Raw genomic sequence first — 15,072 nt, 5'->3', positions numbered from 1 at the left:
AAGTATGATTAAGAATTTTCTGATGAACCTTTTGCTATCTTTTTTGTGGGTAGCCCTTACAGGTTCGTTGTCTTACTCAGGCTTCGTCTTTGGCTTTATACTGGGCTTTTTTGTGCTATGGATCATGAATAAGAATGAAGAGGATCGCAGGTACTTTTACCGGATACCCAAGATATTCAGCTTTGCCTTTTATTTTTTGTACCAGATGCTCAAAGCCAATGTACAGGTAGCTTATGATGTGATCACGCCCAAATATTTTTTCAGGCCGGGCGTAGTGCGTTATCCTATGAGCGCCCGATCTGATTTTGAGATCAATGTACTCTCCACATTCATCTCCTTAACCCCCGGCACTTTGATCCTGGATGTAAGTGAAGATAAAAAAGCATTATATATACACGCCATGTATCTTAAAAGCCCTGAAGCCTTTGTCAGGCAGCTAAAAGAAGGCATGGAAAAAAGACTATTAGAAATTTTAAGATGACATTAGCCAACTACTTTGATTTCGTCATTCTGCCCATACTCACCTTGTCGGTAGTATTGGTTTTTATCCGGCTGTTTAAAGGTCCTGCAATAGTAGACCGTGTAATAGCTTTGGACCTCATCATTACCATTGGCATCGGTATTATTACCGTTTACAGCATCAGGCAAAATCAAAAAATATTATTGGATGTAGCCATTATACTGGCGCTTATTGCATTCCTGGGCACTATTGCCTTTTCCTATTACATAGAAAAACAAAAAGATGATTAATATACTTTTAGCCATACTCAGCACCCTGGGTGCATTAGCCATTTTATTCGCATCCATTGGTATTTTAAGAATGCCCGACTTTTACCTGCGTTTATCGGTTACAGTGAAGGCCTCCAGCCTGGGCGTGGGGCTTTTGTTGATTTGTGCCGCTATCATGTTTCCAGGGGATGCTTCAGTAACCACGAAAGCTATCGCTATTATTTTTTTCCTCATCATAACGGCGCCCATTGCGGCACATATGATTGGCCGGACGGCCTACTTTATAGGCACTCCATTATGGAAAGGTACAGTGGTTGACGAGCTAGACGGTATGTACAATAAAGAAACCCATGAGTTGCAAAGCGATCCTCTGCAGGCTATAGATAAATCGATATCGTCTTATGATGACCAGATAGCAGATACAGCAGATGAAACCAAGTAATCCACTGGTACAAAAGAAGAATGGTAAGCCTTAGCTTACCATTGCCTGATATTTTTTCCAGTTATCACCGATCATCCAAAAATTGATGAGGAAAAGCACGCCTGCTATAAGCAGTCCTGAAGGCATAAAAGTTGCATTATGACAAAGTATGCCAATCATTACCGGTAATATCATAATAGCACCCAGCGCCCTGGTTTTAGGAAAAAGGATCAGTATCCCGGCTAACAACTCAATAAGACCCGTCAGCGGAGTTAACCAACTCAGTGTACCAAATGCCTCAAACACGGGCTTCATTTCGGGTGTCATCTCCGGCATCGGCATGTAATGCAGGAATTTATCTAAACCGGCATTAATAAACATCAATGCAAAAAGCACGAAAAAGATTGTTTTTACGATTTTCATTAGTCTGATTTTTTAAAGTGATTGTCTGTTTAGAGATTAATAGTAAAGCTAAAATTTTGTTCTAATTTTCCGAAACATATTTCAGGGCTGCTTCGCCATTGGCAAACCTTCGGGTTTCGATTAACCTGAGCTTTCGCCGGTTAGCACCATTTTTGAAAAGAGGAACACCAGATCCAAAAATAACCGGGTTTACAAAGATCCAGTAAACATCAATGAGGTTGTGCTCCATCAACTGGCCTCCCACACTTGCACTGCCAAAAATAACAATAGAACTACCCTTTTGCCCCTTGGCCTGCCGGATATATTGCACCAGATTATCATGAACAAAACAGGTATTATCCTTAGATAGTTCTGCGGGTGTTCGGGTAACTACTATTTTGGTGGTACCGTTATACCAATCCGAGTATTTTTTTTTAGCCCTGGTAGCGCCGGGCAGCTTACCGGCATCAGGCCAGAAAGAATGCAATAATTCATAAGTAATCCTTCCTGATAAGATGGTACCGGCTTCTCTGCATACCTCACCTACGAAGTCAAGATTATCTTCCCCCGATTCAAAATCATCGAGCTTACCTGCTTTATTAGCTACATACCCATCTAATGAAGTATGTGCAATCCATATAATTTTCCTCATTGTTGCTCTACGTAATTTTTAAACCTATTCAGTACTGACTGGCAAAATTCTTTCTGCAGTTCAATAGCTGTTTGTAATTCGGGCTCAAAGCGTTCCCTTACAATCGTATTGCTATCTATCTGCTGAAATTCAATCCAGGACTGTCTTCCATCCTTTAGCGTATAGGCAATCATTTCAAAGGGGGTAACCTGATTATAAGTACCGGCATGTTCAAATCCTTCACTTCCATCCTTTTTTTCCATAAAAAATTTAAACCGTCCGCCTGCTGTCACGTCGTTCTCAACTTCAGGACAATGCCAATCGTCGAAGGGTGCATTCCATTGCATAATATGCTCCGCGTGAGTCCAGTACTCCCAAACCTCCGTTACCGGCCGGTTGATTAAAACCAATGCAATCAAGCTTTCATGACCCATAGTTTATATCATTGAGTGAAGACCAATAGTGTTACCCTCGCTGTCCTGAACGGTGGAACAAAACCCATACTCGCCAATAGACATTTTAGATTGAACTACTTTGCCTCCCGCGGCTTCAACACGGCTTTCTTCTACCGCGCAATCTTCGCACCCGAAATAAACAGTTACGCTATTACCACCTGCTTTCATGCCCTCCATTTTCACCAGGGTACCGGATACACCGAAATCTTCCATGTTGCCCGGGAAAGAACGCATATTCATTGACTGATCAGTGGGATCAGACATTTGCTCCAACTTTACATCGAGTACTGTTTCATAAAACCGGGTAGCCCTGTTCATATCATCTACATAAATTTCAAACCATACTACCGGGTTTCCTTTTTTGCTTTCCATTGTTGATTATTTTAAAATGATTATTAATTCAATAAATGAGCCTGGATATTTTTGATCTGGTTCAGATGCCTCTGTGTATGAACCTGCACAAAGCGCAGCCACTCGTAGCGGGTCAGGTATCCCATAAAGGGGAATTCCATATCCAAACATATTTGCGATAATTCCTTGTCTTTTATAGTTTTTGTAAGAACTATTTTATTAGCTTTTATTTTTTCAAGCAGCTCTTCTTTCTGATGTGGCGGCAGGTGTGGTGTGACCGCCGGAGCCGCTTTTGCTTTTTGGCTCATATCGAGAAATATCCCTTTTAGCGCTTCTTCATTTTCATCATAGACCCGCTCAACCTCTTTTACATGACTATCGGGTATACCCCGACTGCAAATGGCAATATGCTCAGCCACTTGGCCAATGGTCCAGCTATCTTCGAAGGGCACCCGGTTAAAAAGGTCCTGGGGTATTTCGTTAAGAACCTCAATCACTTCATCAAAGACGCTGCTGATATCCTGGTTTAGTTGTGCTTTTTCCATAATTGAATAATTTTTAAGGGTCAACCGTTATTCAAAAATAGCATCACATAAACGCACATGCGCTTGCCATTTGGCAAGTAATCTAATAGAGATTGCTTAAAAAAGAAATACTTGTCCTATGACAAGTAGATGGGTGAATAAACACTGGTTGGCTGAAGGGTACTGGCGTATTACCCGGCAGGGTAGGTAGCTACTTCTTTCCTGATCCTGCTTAACGATGTATCGGTAACACCCAGGTAAGAAGCGATTTGCTTTAACGGCACATTCTGTATAATCTGTGGCTTGGCCTTCAATAATTTAAGATAACGATTGGTGGCCGTTTCCTGTACCATATCGAGCGACCGTTGCTTGATCGCGAAAAGCTGGCTGGTAAACCAAAGACGTCCCCAATCCACATACGCAGGTATCGTACTGAACAGCGCCTGGAAAACATCAAACTGAATTTTTAGCATAACACAATCCGTGACGGTTTGTATATTTTCGGGAGAAGGGATACGTTGAAATAAAGACGCGGTTGAGATCACGATCTCCCCTTCGGTAAAAAATTCGGTACTGATCTCGTCGTTATTATAATCATAAACATAGGCCCTTGCCACTCCGCTTTGCAGAACGTAATATTCATTGGCAATTTTCCCTTCCTTCAAAAGCAGTGTACCCCTGGGCACTTCCATTAACTCATGGGCATTGGCAATTTGTTGAAAATCGTTATCCGACAAAAGGGGGTGCTGGTAAACCGCTTTTAAAATTTCCATGAGTATTATTTAACAAGCATGTAAGATAGTTATAAAAAGCGTTCAACACATAACCAGCATCATTATTATAACCCCTACGAATAAGGGCTATCAAAATAAGCATATCTGTTCATTGAAACGAAGGCGGAAAGAACTATGATCACTCACCAATGGGCGCATTCCAATTTGTCGCAACTAAGCAAAAAAGTATAAATAAATTTAACCGCTGAGAAGAGAGACTCAAGAGTTTACGCAGAGATCTCTCCGCGTAAACTCAATAAACTCATGCTCTCTGCGGTAAAAAAAGAATGCGACAAATTGGAATGCACCCCCTCGCCAATTGCAAATGCTGATTCTAGCTTTAATAAAATATCTTTGCCAAATGGAATTATTCGCGGAATCATTGACTCAATATAAAAGACTGTTAACCAAAGAGGTAAAAATCGGCGACTTGCTCCTTGGCAATAATCATCCGATCCGGGTGCAAACCATGACCACTACGGATACCATGGATACGATTGCCACGGTAGAACAAACCATCCGTTGCATTGAGGCGGGAGCAGAGCTTGTAAGAATTACGGCACCTTCGAAAAAAGAGGCCGAAAACCTGCTGAACATCAAAAACGAACTGAAAAAAAGAGGCTATACCACCCCTTTAGTGGCGGATATACATTTTACCCCGAATGCCGCTGAGGTGGCTGCCCGTATCATCGAAAAAGTAAGGGTTAACCCCGGCAACTATGTTGATAAGAAGAAATTTGAACAAATAGAATATACCGATGCAGAATATGCAGAAGAAATAGACCGTATCCGCGATCGTTTCACACCACTAGTAAAAATCTGTAAGGAATATGGCACTGCCATGCGTATCGGCACCAATCATGGCAGTTTGAGTGACCGCATTATGAGCCGGTACGGCGATACGCCTATTGGAATGGTGGAAAGCGCTATGGAATTTTTACGTATTGCCAGAAGCGAAAGTTATCACCAGATCATTTTAAGTATGAAAGCCAGTAACCCGCAGGTGATGGTGCAGGCTTATCGCCTGCTGATCAAAACCATGCAGGATGAGTTCGGCGAAATATACCCCTTACACCTGGGTGTTACCGAAGCAGGTGATGGCGAAGAAGGCCGTATCAAATCTGCTGTAGGCATTGGCACCCTGATGGAAGACGGTATCGGTGATACCATTCGTGTTTCTCTTACCGAAGATCCCGAACTGGAAATACCCGTTTGCAGGGATATTGTGAAGCGGTATGAAAATAAAGTTGACCAGTTGACCAGTTTAAAAGTTGAAAAAGACAATACCCCTTACCAACCTATCAACCTTTCAACTTATCAACCTTTTAATTTCAAAAGACAGCAAACAAAAGCCGTTAATAATATTGGCGGAGGCCAGGTACCTGTAGTAATTGCAGACCTTAGCAAGGTAGCACATATAACGCCCGCTTCGCTTAAAGGTATCGGCTACACCTATAATGAAGCAGACGATAAATGGAATATAGCTGATGCGGCCGCTGATTATGTATACATCAATCAACCGGATATTGGCTTTGCATTGCCGGGCACATTAAAAGTAATCACTTCATATGAGCATTGGAAAAATGCGCCGGATGCAAACCAATACTTTCCTATTTATTGTGCTGAACATTTTGCAGCAATAGAACAGCCAGATAGCCCTATTAATTTTGTGATGATTGATTGCCCGCAGGAAGAACAGTACCTGCAGCGGGTTACACAAAAACAAAATGTTGTTTTGTGCCTGAGCAGCACTCAAAAAAATGCAATGCAAACGGTAAGAGCTACTTGCATTAAATTGCAGCAGGAGCATATTACCGCGCCCATTGTATTGATAACCGATAGTAACTGGGATACAGCAGACGAGCATCTTATTCATTACGCTACAGAAACCGGGGCTTTGTTCCTGGACGGATTTGGTGATGGTATTTGCCTGGGCATGACCAACAATGCTTATGCACAAGCAGCCACTTTAAATGCATCAGGAAGAAATTACCTGAACAACCAATCCCCCGAACAGTTCGTTAATAACACGGCTTTCAGCATATTGCAGGCAACGCGTATGCGTATTTCCAAAACAGAATATATTTCCTGCCCCTCCTGTGGTCGAACTTTATTTGACTTACAGGAAACCACCACCAAAATACGCTCGGTAACCAACCATCTTAAAGGCGTTAAAATAGCCATTATGGGTTGTATTGTAAACGGACCGGGCGAAATGGCAGATGCCGACTTTGGTTATGTGGGAAGTGGTCCCGGAAAAATTACGCTTTACAGGGGCAAGGAGGTGGTTAAACGAAATGTAAACAGCGAGGTTGCCGTAGATGAATTGATTAATTTATTAAAAGAAAACGAAGCCTGGGTAGAACCATAGCATTCAATTAAGAGTTTCCTTATTACGAAAACGATCATTTTTATCCGATTTCAAAGAAGTATCAAACGCATTCATTGACAATAACGGTAGGTTCATCGAAAAAACGCATCAACATTTCCTGTGCTCAGCATTTTTTCTAAAATTTGCGCATCCATACGAGGAAATAACCAGTTGGTAAACGCTTACCGTTGCTGACAAAGAAATAGAGAAATCTTAACCACCAACCTTATCTTACGGAACAGGCTATTCTTCAGGGATAGCCTGTTTTGTTTTTTTAAATGAGGGAACATTTTTCAAAACTGCATTCCGAATTATACTGCATTATCTTTACTCAAACAGATCATTACCCCATATGAAACCTGCTTCTATTTTTGGCATCATAGCTATCACCTATTTCCTGGGTATGGCTTTTGAGCAAGACACCCTGCAGTTTATCTTTAAACCGTTATTAGTAAGCTCCTTACTGTACTATTTTATTTTAAGTACCAGACAGGTAACTTCGGCCCTGAAAAAATGGATAGTAGCTGCATTAATATTTTCTATTGCCGGCGACACCCTGCTTATGTTCGCCAATACCAATGAATTGTTCTTTATCCTGGGACTTTGCGCTTTCCTGTTAGCTCACCTTTTCTACATTTATACTTTTCATCAAATACGTACGCAACATCAGATATCGGGTAAGTGGTATGCCGCTATTATTGTAGCCATTTATTATTTCCTGATCATTAATTTTCTACTTCCACACCTGGGCGGTTTGAAATACCCGGTTATAGTGTATGGCCTCGTGATCAGCTTTATGCTGCTGGTAGCCATGCATCTTTATGACCTGGAAGATAATATCACTGCACGGTATCTCCTCACAGGGGCGATCCTTTTCGTGGTTTCAGATTCTGTATTAGCTATTAATAAATTTTACCACCCTTATCCCTGGGGAGGATGGGCTATTATGATTACTTATGTGCTGGCCCAATGGTTATTGGTAAAAGGACTTACCAGGTATATTAATACTGCCGCCATTTAAACCACATCTTTGTATATGATGTCACTACCTCAAAAGCCCGAAACATATTTTTTTAAGGATCAGCGCCTGGAGATATGTGTACCGGAGGAACAAGCCGTACTGGATAAGTATCGAAATAATAAAGACGATGCCTATTGGGCGCAGGTATGGCCCGCCTCTATAGGTCTTTGTCTTTTCCTGGAGCAACATACTCATCTGATCCTCAACAAACGAATACTGGAGCTGGCCGCCGGATTGGGCTTGCCGGGATTATATGCCGCATCCTTTGCAAAGCAAATAACTATTACCGATAAAGAGCCACTGGCCGAAGTATTTATAAAAAAGTCTGCACAGCATCTTGACTTAAAAAACATTATAACCAAAACCCTGAACTGGAAGGACGCTACTAAAGAACCGCTTCCTGAAGTAGTGCTATTAAGCGATGTCAATTATGAACCCGCTGTATTTGAAGAGTTGAAACAAGTACTCCAATTCTTCCTTGAACGCCAGGTAACTGTAATGATCAGTACACCTCAACGCCTGGTAGCTAAACCATTTATTATGGAACTGCTCCCCTACAGCTCTTTACAATGGAATTGTACAGTTTCGTTACATCAAAAAGAAGCAGGCGTTAGTGTTTTTGTATTGAAGTAAGAGAAGTACAACAAATAGCTTTTGCAAAAAGGTAACTCTAGGCGTAAAAAAATATTAGTGCACAATTTTAGTAGACTATTGTAAAATAGTTATATCTTTGTTATATCAAGTTCTTATAAATAGGTATCTTATCAAGAAAGATGGAGAGACAGGCTCGTTGAAATCTTAGCAACCAGTATGTAGATCATAACTATATATAAGGTGCTACATCCTACTCCTGGTCCGCTTTGGCGGCTACAGGAGAGAGATAAGTAAAATCTGCTGCAAGGAACCACCCTTTTGCAAAATGATCTTCAATGTCTTTTCCGATATCACCAACGTCTTTTATTTTTAATGAAGGATGTGGTTTCTCTTATGAAACAAATTATCGGAAAGGGTAAAAGATTCAGCTTCCTTGATCATACCTCAAACCAATTATAGTACAAACCTGAGAAATGAATATTAAAGTATTGAGTTGTTGTTGCTGATCACGCATCAATAGGCAGACAGATAATATCTATCTGGTCAGCATTTAAAGTATTACGAAATCCAGTAGCGTATTGAGTTAGATACAGCCATCTCAACCTTGAGATTGGCTATACTATCCTAATGCATATTAAATGCTTTTGCTTAGAAAGAAGAACATAGAATGTTTTACACTCTTAATTAAATATAATGACTATCCAATCAAAAATCACAGCACTGCTATCTGGTATAGCCTTGTTGTCGGGCGCAGCACTTTACGCCCAATCTGGCAAAGGAACTCCTTTTACTATCAATGGCAAATTAACCAAGATAGAGGATTCGGCAATTGTTTACCTGCAGTATAACCAGGATAAGAAAGCCATCAAAGACTCCTTCCTGGTTCAAAACGGTAAGTTCCATTTTAAAGGAACCATAGCTTATCCTGTAAGAGCTTTTCTCGTATACCAGCGATTAACGAAAAGCGAAAAAAGACAACCTGGTGATTATTTAAGCCTGTACCTGGAAAAAGGTATCACCAATATTAATGGTGGAGACACACTGGCCAAAGCTATTGTAACTGCCGGACCCGTAAACAAAGAATCCAAAGCGCTCTCTGAAACGCTGAAAGAAACCTCTTCAAAAATATCGGCCCTGTACGAGAAACATTATGCACTTAGCAAAGAGCAACGGGAAGATTCTGCCACCGCCAAACAATTTGATGACGCCGTAGAAGTAGTGAAAGCAGAACAAAAGACAGTACTTAAAGCTTTCCTCGACAAACGCCCAGCCACTATTGTTGCCCTCGATGCATTGCAACAGTATGCAGGTTATAATCCCGAGTACGCCACTACTTTTCCTTTGTTCGAACAGCTACCCCTTGCAGTACAACAAAGTTTCCAGGGAAAAACCTATTTGGACCGCCTGGAAAAACTCCGTGAAGTAGGTGTAGGAAAATATGCACCCGCATTTACGCAGGCTGATACATCAGGCGCTGCGGTGTCGTTGGCTTCATTCAAAGGCAAATATGTTTTAATAGACTTCTGGGCTTCCTGGTGTGGACCATGCAGGGCAGAAAATCCAAATGTGGTAGAAAATTTCGAAAAGTATAAGAACAGGAATTTTACGGTTCTCGGAGTATCATTAGACAGGGAAAACGCTAAAGACAAATGGCTTCAGGCAATACACGACGACAAGCTAACCTGGACTCATGTATCAGACCTTAAGTTCTGGGACAACGAGGTTGCCAAATTGTACGGCGTGGGTGCTATTCCTCAAAACTTCCTCTTAGACCCTTCAGGAAAGATCATAGCAAAAGATTTGCGCGAAGATGAACTGGATAAAAAGTTGAAAGAAATTTTCAACTAAAATACAAAGATGGGAATGCGGGAACATCCCCATCTGGTCAGAATCGTAAAAAACAAAAGTCGAATCAATCATTTTTTAAAACGAATCATCAATGACAAAACTAATAAAAAACACACAACCGGGCATTTTCTAAACCGCCCCTGCTAATATCGGCAATACTGTTAAAGACAATCAAGTCTTTACCTATTGTTTTGCTTTTCCGGTGACGTTTTATGGGAAGATGTCTGTTGCAAAGCAACCGGGAAAGCTAATCCTATTTTTTCATTTCGATTACAATCAAACATGAATAGCAAACTTATCATGCTATTGCTGCTTGCCGTGTGCCTGCACCTGCAGGTTGCTGCGCAGCAATCAGGCTTTTCTATAACAGGCACTGTTACCGATTCCTCAGGGCAACAGCTTGCCGGTGCTACCATTGCTTTACGGCCCGCAGGCATTAATACCTTAACTGACGCCAGGGGCTCCTTCTCTTTTAATGATCTGAAAGCAGGAACCTATTCCATAAGAGTAAGTTTTAAAGGCTACGAGAACCTCGTTAAAGAAGTAATAATTCCATCGCAGGGCACCTATCTCCGCCTTCAGTTAAACAAGAACTATAACGTTCTTGACGAGGTAGTAACAGTGGCATACGGTAAATCCAAGTTTCGTGATCTGACAGGTGTAGTAAGTTCTTTAAATGAGAAAGCCATTAAAGACGCTCCTATGGGCTCAACCATTCAAAGTCTGCTTCAGGGCCGGGCCGCGGGTGTAGACGTAGCAATACAATCAGCCTCTCCCACTTCTCCTATCTCAGTAGTGATTCGTGGCGCTTCTTCCCTATCCGGTGACAATCAGCCTTTGTGGGTTATTGACGGAGTACCACAGTATAACGTTTCCACAACCGGTAACATCGCTAATACGCTTTACAATCTTAATATCAATGACGTGGAAGGCATAGACATACTTAAAGATGCCTCGGCAACTGCGCTGTATGGATCGAGAGCGTCGAACGGCGTGGTTATCGTAACCACTAAAAGAGGAAAGAACGGAGCGCCGCCACTGATAGAATTCAGCAGTCGCATAGGATATTCTAAGCTAAACCTTAATGGATATAAATACTTCACAGCACCTGATTATCTCCGCTTTGCAGATGCAGCAGCCAGGGAGGAAGCCTTTGGCCGGGGCACTTTTGATTACTTCACACGCCTGTACCTGGATGAGCAGGCATTCTTCAATTTAAAAACAAGTGAGTTCGACCGCTCCGACTTTAAAACGCTCGATGGGGCTTACTATGAAGGTAATACCAACTGGCTGGAAGAAATGACGCAGAACCCCATCCAGCAACAATATAGCCTGGCGCTCCGGGGCGGAACGAATAACCTGGCCTATTACGTGTCTTTGAACCATCAAAACATGCAGGGTATTGTTAAATCGGGGCAAAGTAAAATATATGGCGGGCGCGTCAGCCTGGAGGCCCGGCTGCGCAACAATATCAAGTTCAGCATAAATCTTGACGGGTCGTCGAGATTGGCTGATGATAAAGATTATATGCTGGATGTGCTGAAGAAAATAAGGCCCGATATACCCGTGTACAATGAGGATGGCACTTTGTTTACCAGGGATCCTTATACAGAAAACCCTTACACAACCATTAAAAATACAGACAGGGGGAACGGCCAGGTATTCAGCGGAACCGCGGCCCTCGAATGGACCATCCTGAAAGGTTTGATCTTCAAAACAGCTTTTACCAATAATTATAACAATGGCCAAAACCTGGAGTATAAACGGAGAGGAAGCACATTCGAGTATACCGGCTCCAGGTCATGGAATAATGCCCGTAGCAATGTAAACGTTTGGGAAAATACCCTTACCTATTTAAAAACCTGGGAAAAGCATGATCTGTTACTCTTAGGTGGATGGACAGCCGAAAAATACAAATCCACTATCTATTCTATGAGAGCATCTGATTTCCCGGATGATGATATTCTTAATAATTTCGGATCGGGTGCTACACTAAGTTCTATGGGGGAAGCTGTTGCCGAAAATGCACTGGTATCGCAGTTTGCCAGGGCACAGTATAAATTTAACAACCGCTATATCTTATCCGGAACTTTACGCAGGGATGGTTCTTCGCGGTTTGGACCCGGCCGCAGATGGGGAAATTTTCCTTCCTATTCTGCTGCGTGGCTGGTATCAGAAGAAGAATTTATTAAAAACAGCTTTCTTTCAAAAGCAGTATCTTATTTAAAATTAAGGGCATCAAGGGGTAAGGCAGGCTCGCAAAACCTGGGCAATTACGATTGGCGCACCCAGGTAACGGCAACACGTTACAACGAATTACCCGCCATCATTCCCTCGTCTATTGGTAATGAAGCCTTACAATGGGAGCAAACCCGCATGACAGATGTAGGTATAGATTACGGCTTCTGGAATGACCGTATTCGCGGTTCGGTTGGGTACTACGTGAAAAACACATCCGACCTGATCTATTCGTCTGTATTACCCCCCAGCAGCTCTTTTTCAAGCATTAACTCCAATATAGCTGCGGTAGACAATAAAGGTTTTGAATTCGACTTAAAAGTAGATGTGGCCAAACGGAACAACCTTACCATAACACTGGATTTTAATGCAGCCAGCAATAAGAATAGCGTGCAAAAAATCAATAATGTTGCCAAGGCGCTTTACTATCCTTACAGCGGCATGCCCGACTATGCTTATATGAAGCTGGAGGAAGGTCAACGCTCTAACCAATGGTGGGGGTATCGAACCCTTGGTCGTTTATTTGTAACAGCAGAAGAAGTGATTGCCCAGCAAGGGCGCACTGCAACCGGCGGCAAGCAACCTTATCGTACAGCCCTGGAAAGCCCGGGTGACCTGATATTTGATGACATTAACGGTGATGGCAAGATAACAGCAGACGATAAAATATATTTGGGAAGCGCTGACCCTAAATGGCTCGGGGGCTTTGGTGCTACATTGATCTGGAAAAACTTTTACGTTAATACCACTTTCACTTACAGTTACGGTAACAAACGCCTCTGGGATATGCCTATGCAGGATGTAGGATATGTAGGCAATTACAATCACAGTAACCTGATTGCAGGACAGAGTGCCACTTTATTGGGCCCTTACGAAGCAACTATCCCAAGAATGACCCAATACGGTGATGGAGGCAATAGTACATTCTCCGATTTTTGGTTATACGATGCCTCTTATATAAGGTTATCCGCACTGAACCTCTCTTACAGGTTGCCTTCAAAATTGTTTCACGGGTCTATCGTTTCCGCAGTTGACATAACCGGACAAGCCACCAACCTGTTTACCATCACTAAATATCCGGGATTCGATCCCCAGGGTAACTGGTCTTCGTCAACCATGGGTACCGGAATGGGTATTGATTACAGCACCTATCCTTCTGCCCGCATTTTTAACCTTGGGGTGAAACTAACCTTCCAATAAAAATTAATTATACTTATGCGCATTAAAATAGTTACAACGGGGTTACTGGCATTTCTGATAACCTTAACCTCTTGCGATAAATACCTCGACCTGGTGCCTCAACATTCACTTACTGATGCCAATGCTATTACCGATGCTGGCAAGGCTGCTAATGCTGTTGGAGGCGTGTACGCCACTTTTACAGGAGATTACTGGGCCGGATCCCTGTATACCGCGCTGGCAACAAAGGCGGGATTTATTGCTTTTAACGGCCAAACAGAATACACTTTATCGTATACACAAAGCAATCCAGGAAACGGAGCTAATTTCTGGGGCCAGTTTTACAAAAGCATTAATGCAGCCAACTTTGCCGTAGCAGGTATTACTCAATTGTCTCCGGCAGCATTTCAAACAGAGGCTGCTAAAAACAATTTACTGGCAGAAGCCCGTTTACTCCGTGGCTGGATCTATGCCAATATTCTATGGAACTTCGGGCATTGGTGGGCAGGGGATGACAGTCCTTACGGCATATTGTACCGCGACCAGGTAGCCAGCTTAACCAATACCAATCAGCCGCGTATTTCGGTAGGAGAAAGTTATCGGAAAATTTTTGAAGACATTGATTTCGCCATTGCCAATGCCTCTGAATTTTCATCGTCCCGATACGTATCGAAGCAATTTGCCAAAGCATTAAAAGCAAAGCTACTGCTTTACCGGGCAGGTTATTCGGGAGGAAGGGAACAGGATCTTAAAACCGCACTAGACCTGGTAAACGATGTATTAAGCAATCACCCCGGGGCATTGGCACTGGAGGCTGATGTGGCTGATGTTTATAAAAATGCATGGGATAGCAAAGAGCTTTTGTTTGGTCGCTATCTCGACAATGATGGCACACGAACTACAAAGGGCGGCTACTGGTATACTTACGGAAGTATTTACCAGGGTAATAAATTGCCGCTGGCTCCCGGAGGAACATTAACAGCGGGCTTGCAATATGGCCTGGATTGGTTTAAGGCCGACAAACGCTGGAGCATTGCCACCGGGGAAGTACGCGCCCCTGAAACTTGGGACGAATCGAAATACTACACATTTAAAAAGCTGAGCCGGTTAGGTTCCTATGCAGGTAAACTTTCTTCACCCCCCGACGAAAAATATACAGCTTACTACCTGCGCCTGTCGGAGCTTTACTTGTTAAAAGCTGAACTGCTTTATCGCACCGGCGCATCTATTGCTTCGGCCATTGCGCCCATCAACCAACTGCGCGCGGCCCGGGCAGCACAGGCATTTGCACCGCTCAATCCCTCAAGCCAACAGGAATTAGCTGATGATATATTTAAAGAAATATTTCTTGAAACCTGCCTGGAAAACGGCAGTGAATTTTACGCTGCACTCCGGTTTAAAAAAGATGGTAAGCCCTGGATTGAAACCATCAAGCAAACTACGCTTGTTGAGAATACTATTTGCTATCCCATCCCCAATGCAGAGATACAAAACAATATTCTTATGATTCAAAACCCTGGTTTAGAATAATACAA

The 15,072-nt window shown here is 42.5% G+C and carries 15 protein-coding genes and 1 riboswitch; of the genes, 9 read left to right on the top strand and 6 right to left on the bottom strand.

Annotation, left to right across the window (positions count from 1 at the left end):
• Window positions 1-4 precede the first annotated feature (4 nt).
• From ACLOAU_RS09780 to mnhG, 3 genes are read left to right on the top strand one after another with little or no spacing between them, the layout of a single operon-like run.
• The gene (locus ACLOAU_RS09780) at window positions 5-481 is read left to right on the top strand and encodes a Na+/H+ antiporter subunit E (protein ID WP_427861682.1); all 477 of its coding nucleotides are present in this window, start codon (window positions 5-7) and stop codon (window positions 479-481) included.
• Window positions 478-750, top strand: coding sequence for a monovalent cation/H+ antiporter complex subunit F (locus tag ACLOAU_RS09775; protein WP_114792224.1), 273 nt, complete (start codon window positions 478-480; stop codon window positions 748-750). The genes ACLOAU_RS09780 and ACLOAU_RS09775 overlap by 4 nt, the downstream gene beginning before the upstream one ends.
• Window positions 743-1,171 carry a monovalent cation/H(+) antiporter subunit G gene (mnhG, locus tag ACLOAU_RS09770; protein ID WP_427861681.1) on the top strand — a complete coding sequence of 143 codons (429 nt, stop codon included), beginning with the start codon at window positions 743-745 and terminating at the stop codon, window positions 1,169-1,171. Before ACLOAU_RS09775 ends, mnhG begins: the two co-directional genes overlap by 8 nt.
• A 30-nt stretch (window positions 1,172-1,201) precedes the next feature.
• On the opposite strand, the gene ACLOAU_RS09765 is transcribed toward mnhG, so the two are convergent.
• The 6 genes from ACLOAU_RS09765 to ACLOAU_RS09740 all read right to left on the bottom strand — a co-directional run bounded on the left by ACLOAU_RS09765 (window position 1,202) and on the right by ACLOAU_RS09740 (window position 4,286).
• Window positions 1,202-1,573 (bottom strand): DoxX family membrane protein, encoded by a 372-nt coding sequence (locus tag ACLOAU_RS09765; RefSeq protein WP_427861680.1) that lies wholly within the window; start codon window positions 1,571-1,573, stop codon window positions 1,202-1,204.
• A gap of 61 nt (window positions 1,574-1,634) precedes the next feature.
• Entirely contained in the window at window positions 1,635-2,204 is a 570-nt protein-coding gene (locus ACLOAU_RS09760) for a dihydrofolate reductase family protein (protein WP_427861679.1), read from the bottom strand.
• Window positions 2,201-2,617, bottom strand: a complete 417-nt coding sequence (locus ACLOAU_RS09755; RefSeq protein WP_427861678.1) for an SRPBCC domain-containing protein — start codon at window positions 2,615-2,617, stop codon at window positions 2,201-2,203. Before ACLOAU_RS09755 ends, ACLOAU_RS09760 begins: the two co-directional genes overlap by 4 nt.
• Before the next feature lie 3 nt (window positions 2,618-2,620).
• Window positions 2,621-3,010, bottom strand: coding sequence for a VOC family protein (locus ACLOAU_RS09750; RefSeq protein WP_427861677.1), 390 nt, complete (start codon window positions 3,008-3,010; stop codon window positions 2,621-2,623).
• Between the two features lie 23 nt (window positions 3,011-3,033).
• On the bottom strand, window positions 3,034-3,534 hold the full coding sequence (locus ACLOAU_RS09745) for a DinB family protein (RefSeq protein WP_427861676.1): 501 nt from the start codon (window positions 3,532-3,534) through the stop codon (window positions 3,034-3,036).
• Between the two features lie 170 nt (window positions 3,535-3,704).
• Window positions 3,705-4,286, bottom strand: a complete 582-nt coding sequence (locus tag ACLOAU_RS09740) for a Crp/Fnr family transcriptional regulator (protein ID WP_427861675.1) — start codon at window positions 4,284-4,286, stop codon at window positions 3,705-3,707.
• 361 nt (window positions 4,287-4,647) lie between these two features.
• Here ACLOAU_RS09740 and ispG point away from each other — a divergent pair, with 361 nt between their 5' ends.
• From ispG to ACLOAU_RS09710, 6 genes are all read left to right on the top strand, one after another.
• Entirely contained in the window at window positions 4,648-6,657 is a 2,010-nt protein-coding gene (ispG, locus tag ACLOAU_RS09735; RefSeq protein WP_427861674.1) for a (E)-4-hydroxy-3-methylbut-2-enyl-diphosphate synthase, read from the top strand.
• Window positions 6,658-7,009: 352 nt separating this feature from the next.
• The gene (locus ACLOAU_RS09730) at window positions 7,010-7,678 is read left to right on the top strand and encodes a lysoplasmalogenase (RefSeq protein WP_427861673.1); all 669 of its coding nucleotides are present in this window, start codon (window positions 7,010-7,012) and stop codon (window positions 7,676-7,678) included.
• Window positions 7,679-7,693: 15 nt separating this feature from the next.
• The gene (locus tag ACLOAU_RS09725; protein WP_427861672.1) at window positions 7,694-8,311 is read left to right on the top strand and encodes a class I SAM-dependent methyltransferase; all 618 of its coding nucleotides are present in this window, start codon (window positions 7,694-7,696) and stop codon (window positions 8,309-8,311) included.
• Between the two features lie 125 nt (window positions 8,312-8,436).
• Window positions 8,437-8,565, top strand: a riboswitch (SAM riboswitch).
• Window positions 8,566-8,965: 400 nt separating this feature from the next.
• The gene (locus ACLOAU_RS09720) at window positions 8,966-10,120 is read left to right on the top strand and encodes a redoxin domain-containing protein (RefSeq protein WP_427861671.1); all 1,155 of its coding nucleotides are present in this window, start codon (window positions 8,966-8,968) and stop codon (window positions 10,118-10,120) included.
• Window positions 10,121-10,402: 282 nt separating this feature from the next.
• Window positions 10,403-13,558, top strand: a complete 3,156-nt coding sequence (locus ACLOAU_RS09715; RefSeq protein ID WP_427861670.1) for a SusC/RagA family TonB-linked outer membrane protein — start codon at window positions 10,403-10,405, stop codon at window positions 13,556-13,558.
• Window positions 13,559-13,573: 15 nt separating this feature from the next.
• Window positions 13,574-15,067: a RagB/SusD family nutrient uptake outer membrane protein gene (locus tag ACLOAU_RS09710; protein WP_427861669.1), complete on the top strand. Its 1,494-nt coding sequence runs from the start codon at window positions 13,574-13,576 to the stop codon at window positions 15,065-15,067.
• Window positions 15,068-15,072: the final 5 nt, after the last annotated feature.

It is taken from the genome of Paraniabella aurantiaca, from assembly GCF_050309965.1.
GTDB lineage: Bacteria > Bacteroidota > Bacteroidia > Chitinophagales > Chitinophagaceae > Niabella.
This window is presented reverse-complemented; position numbering and strand designations above follow the sequence as displayed.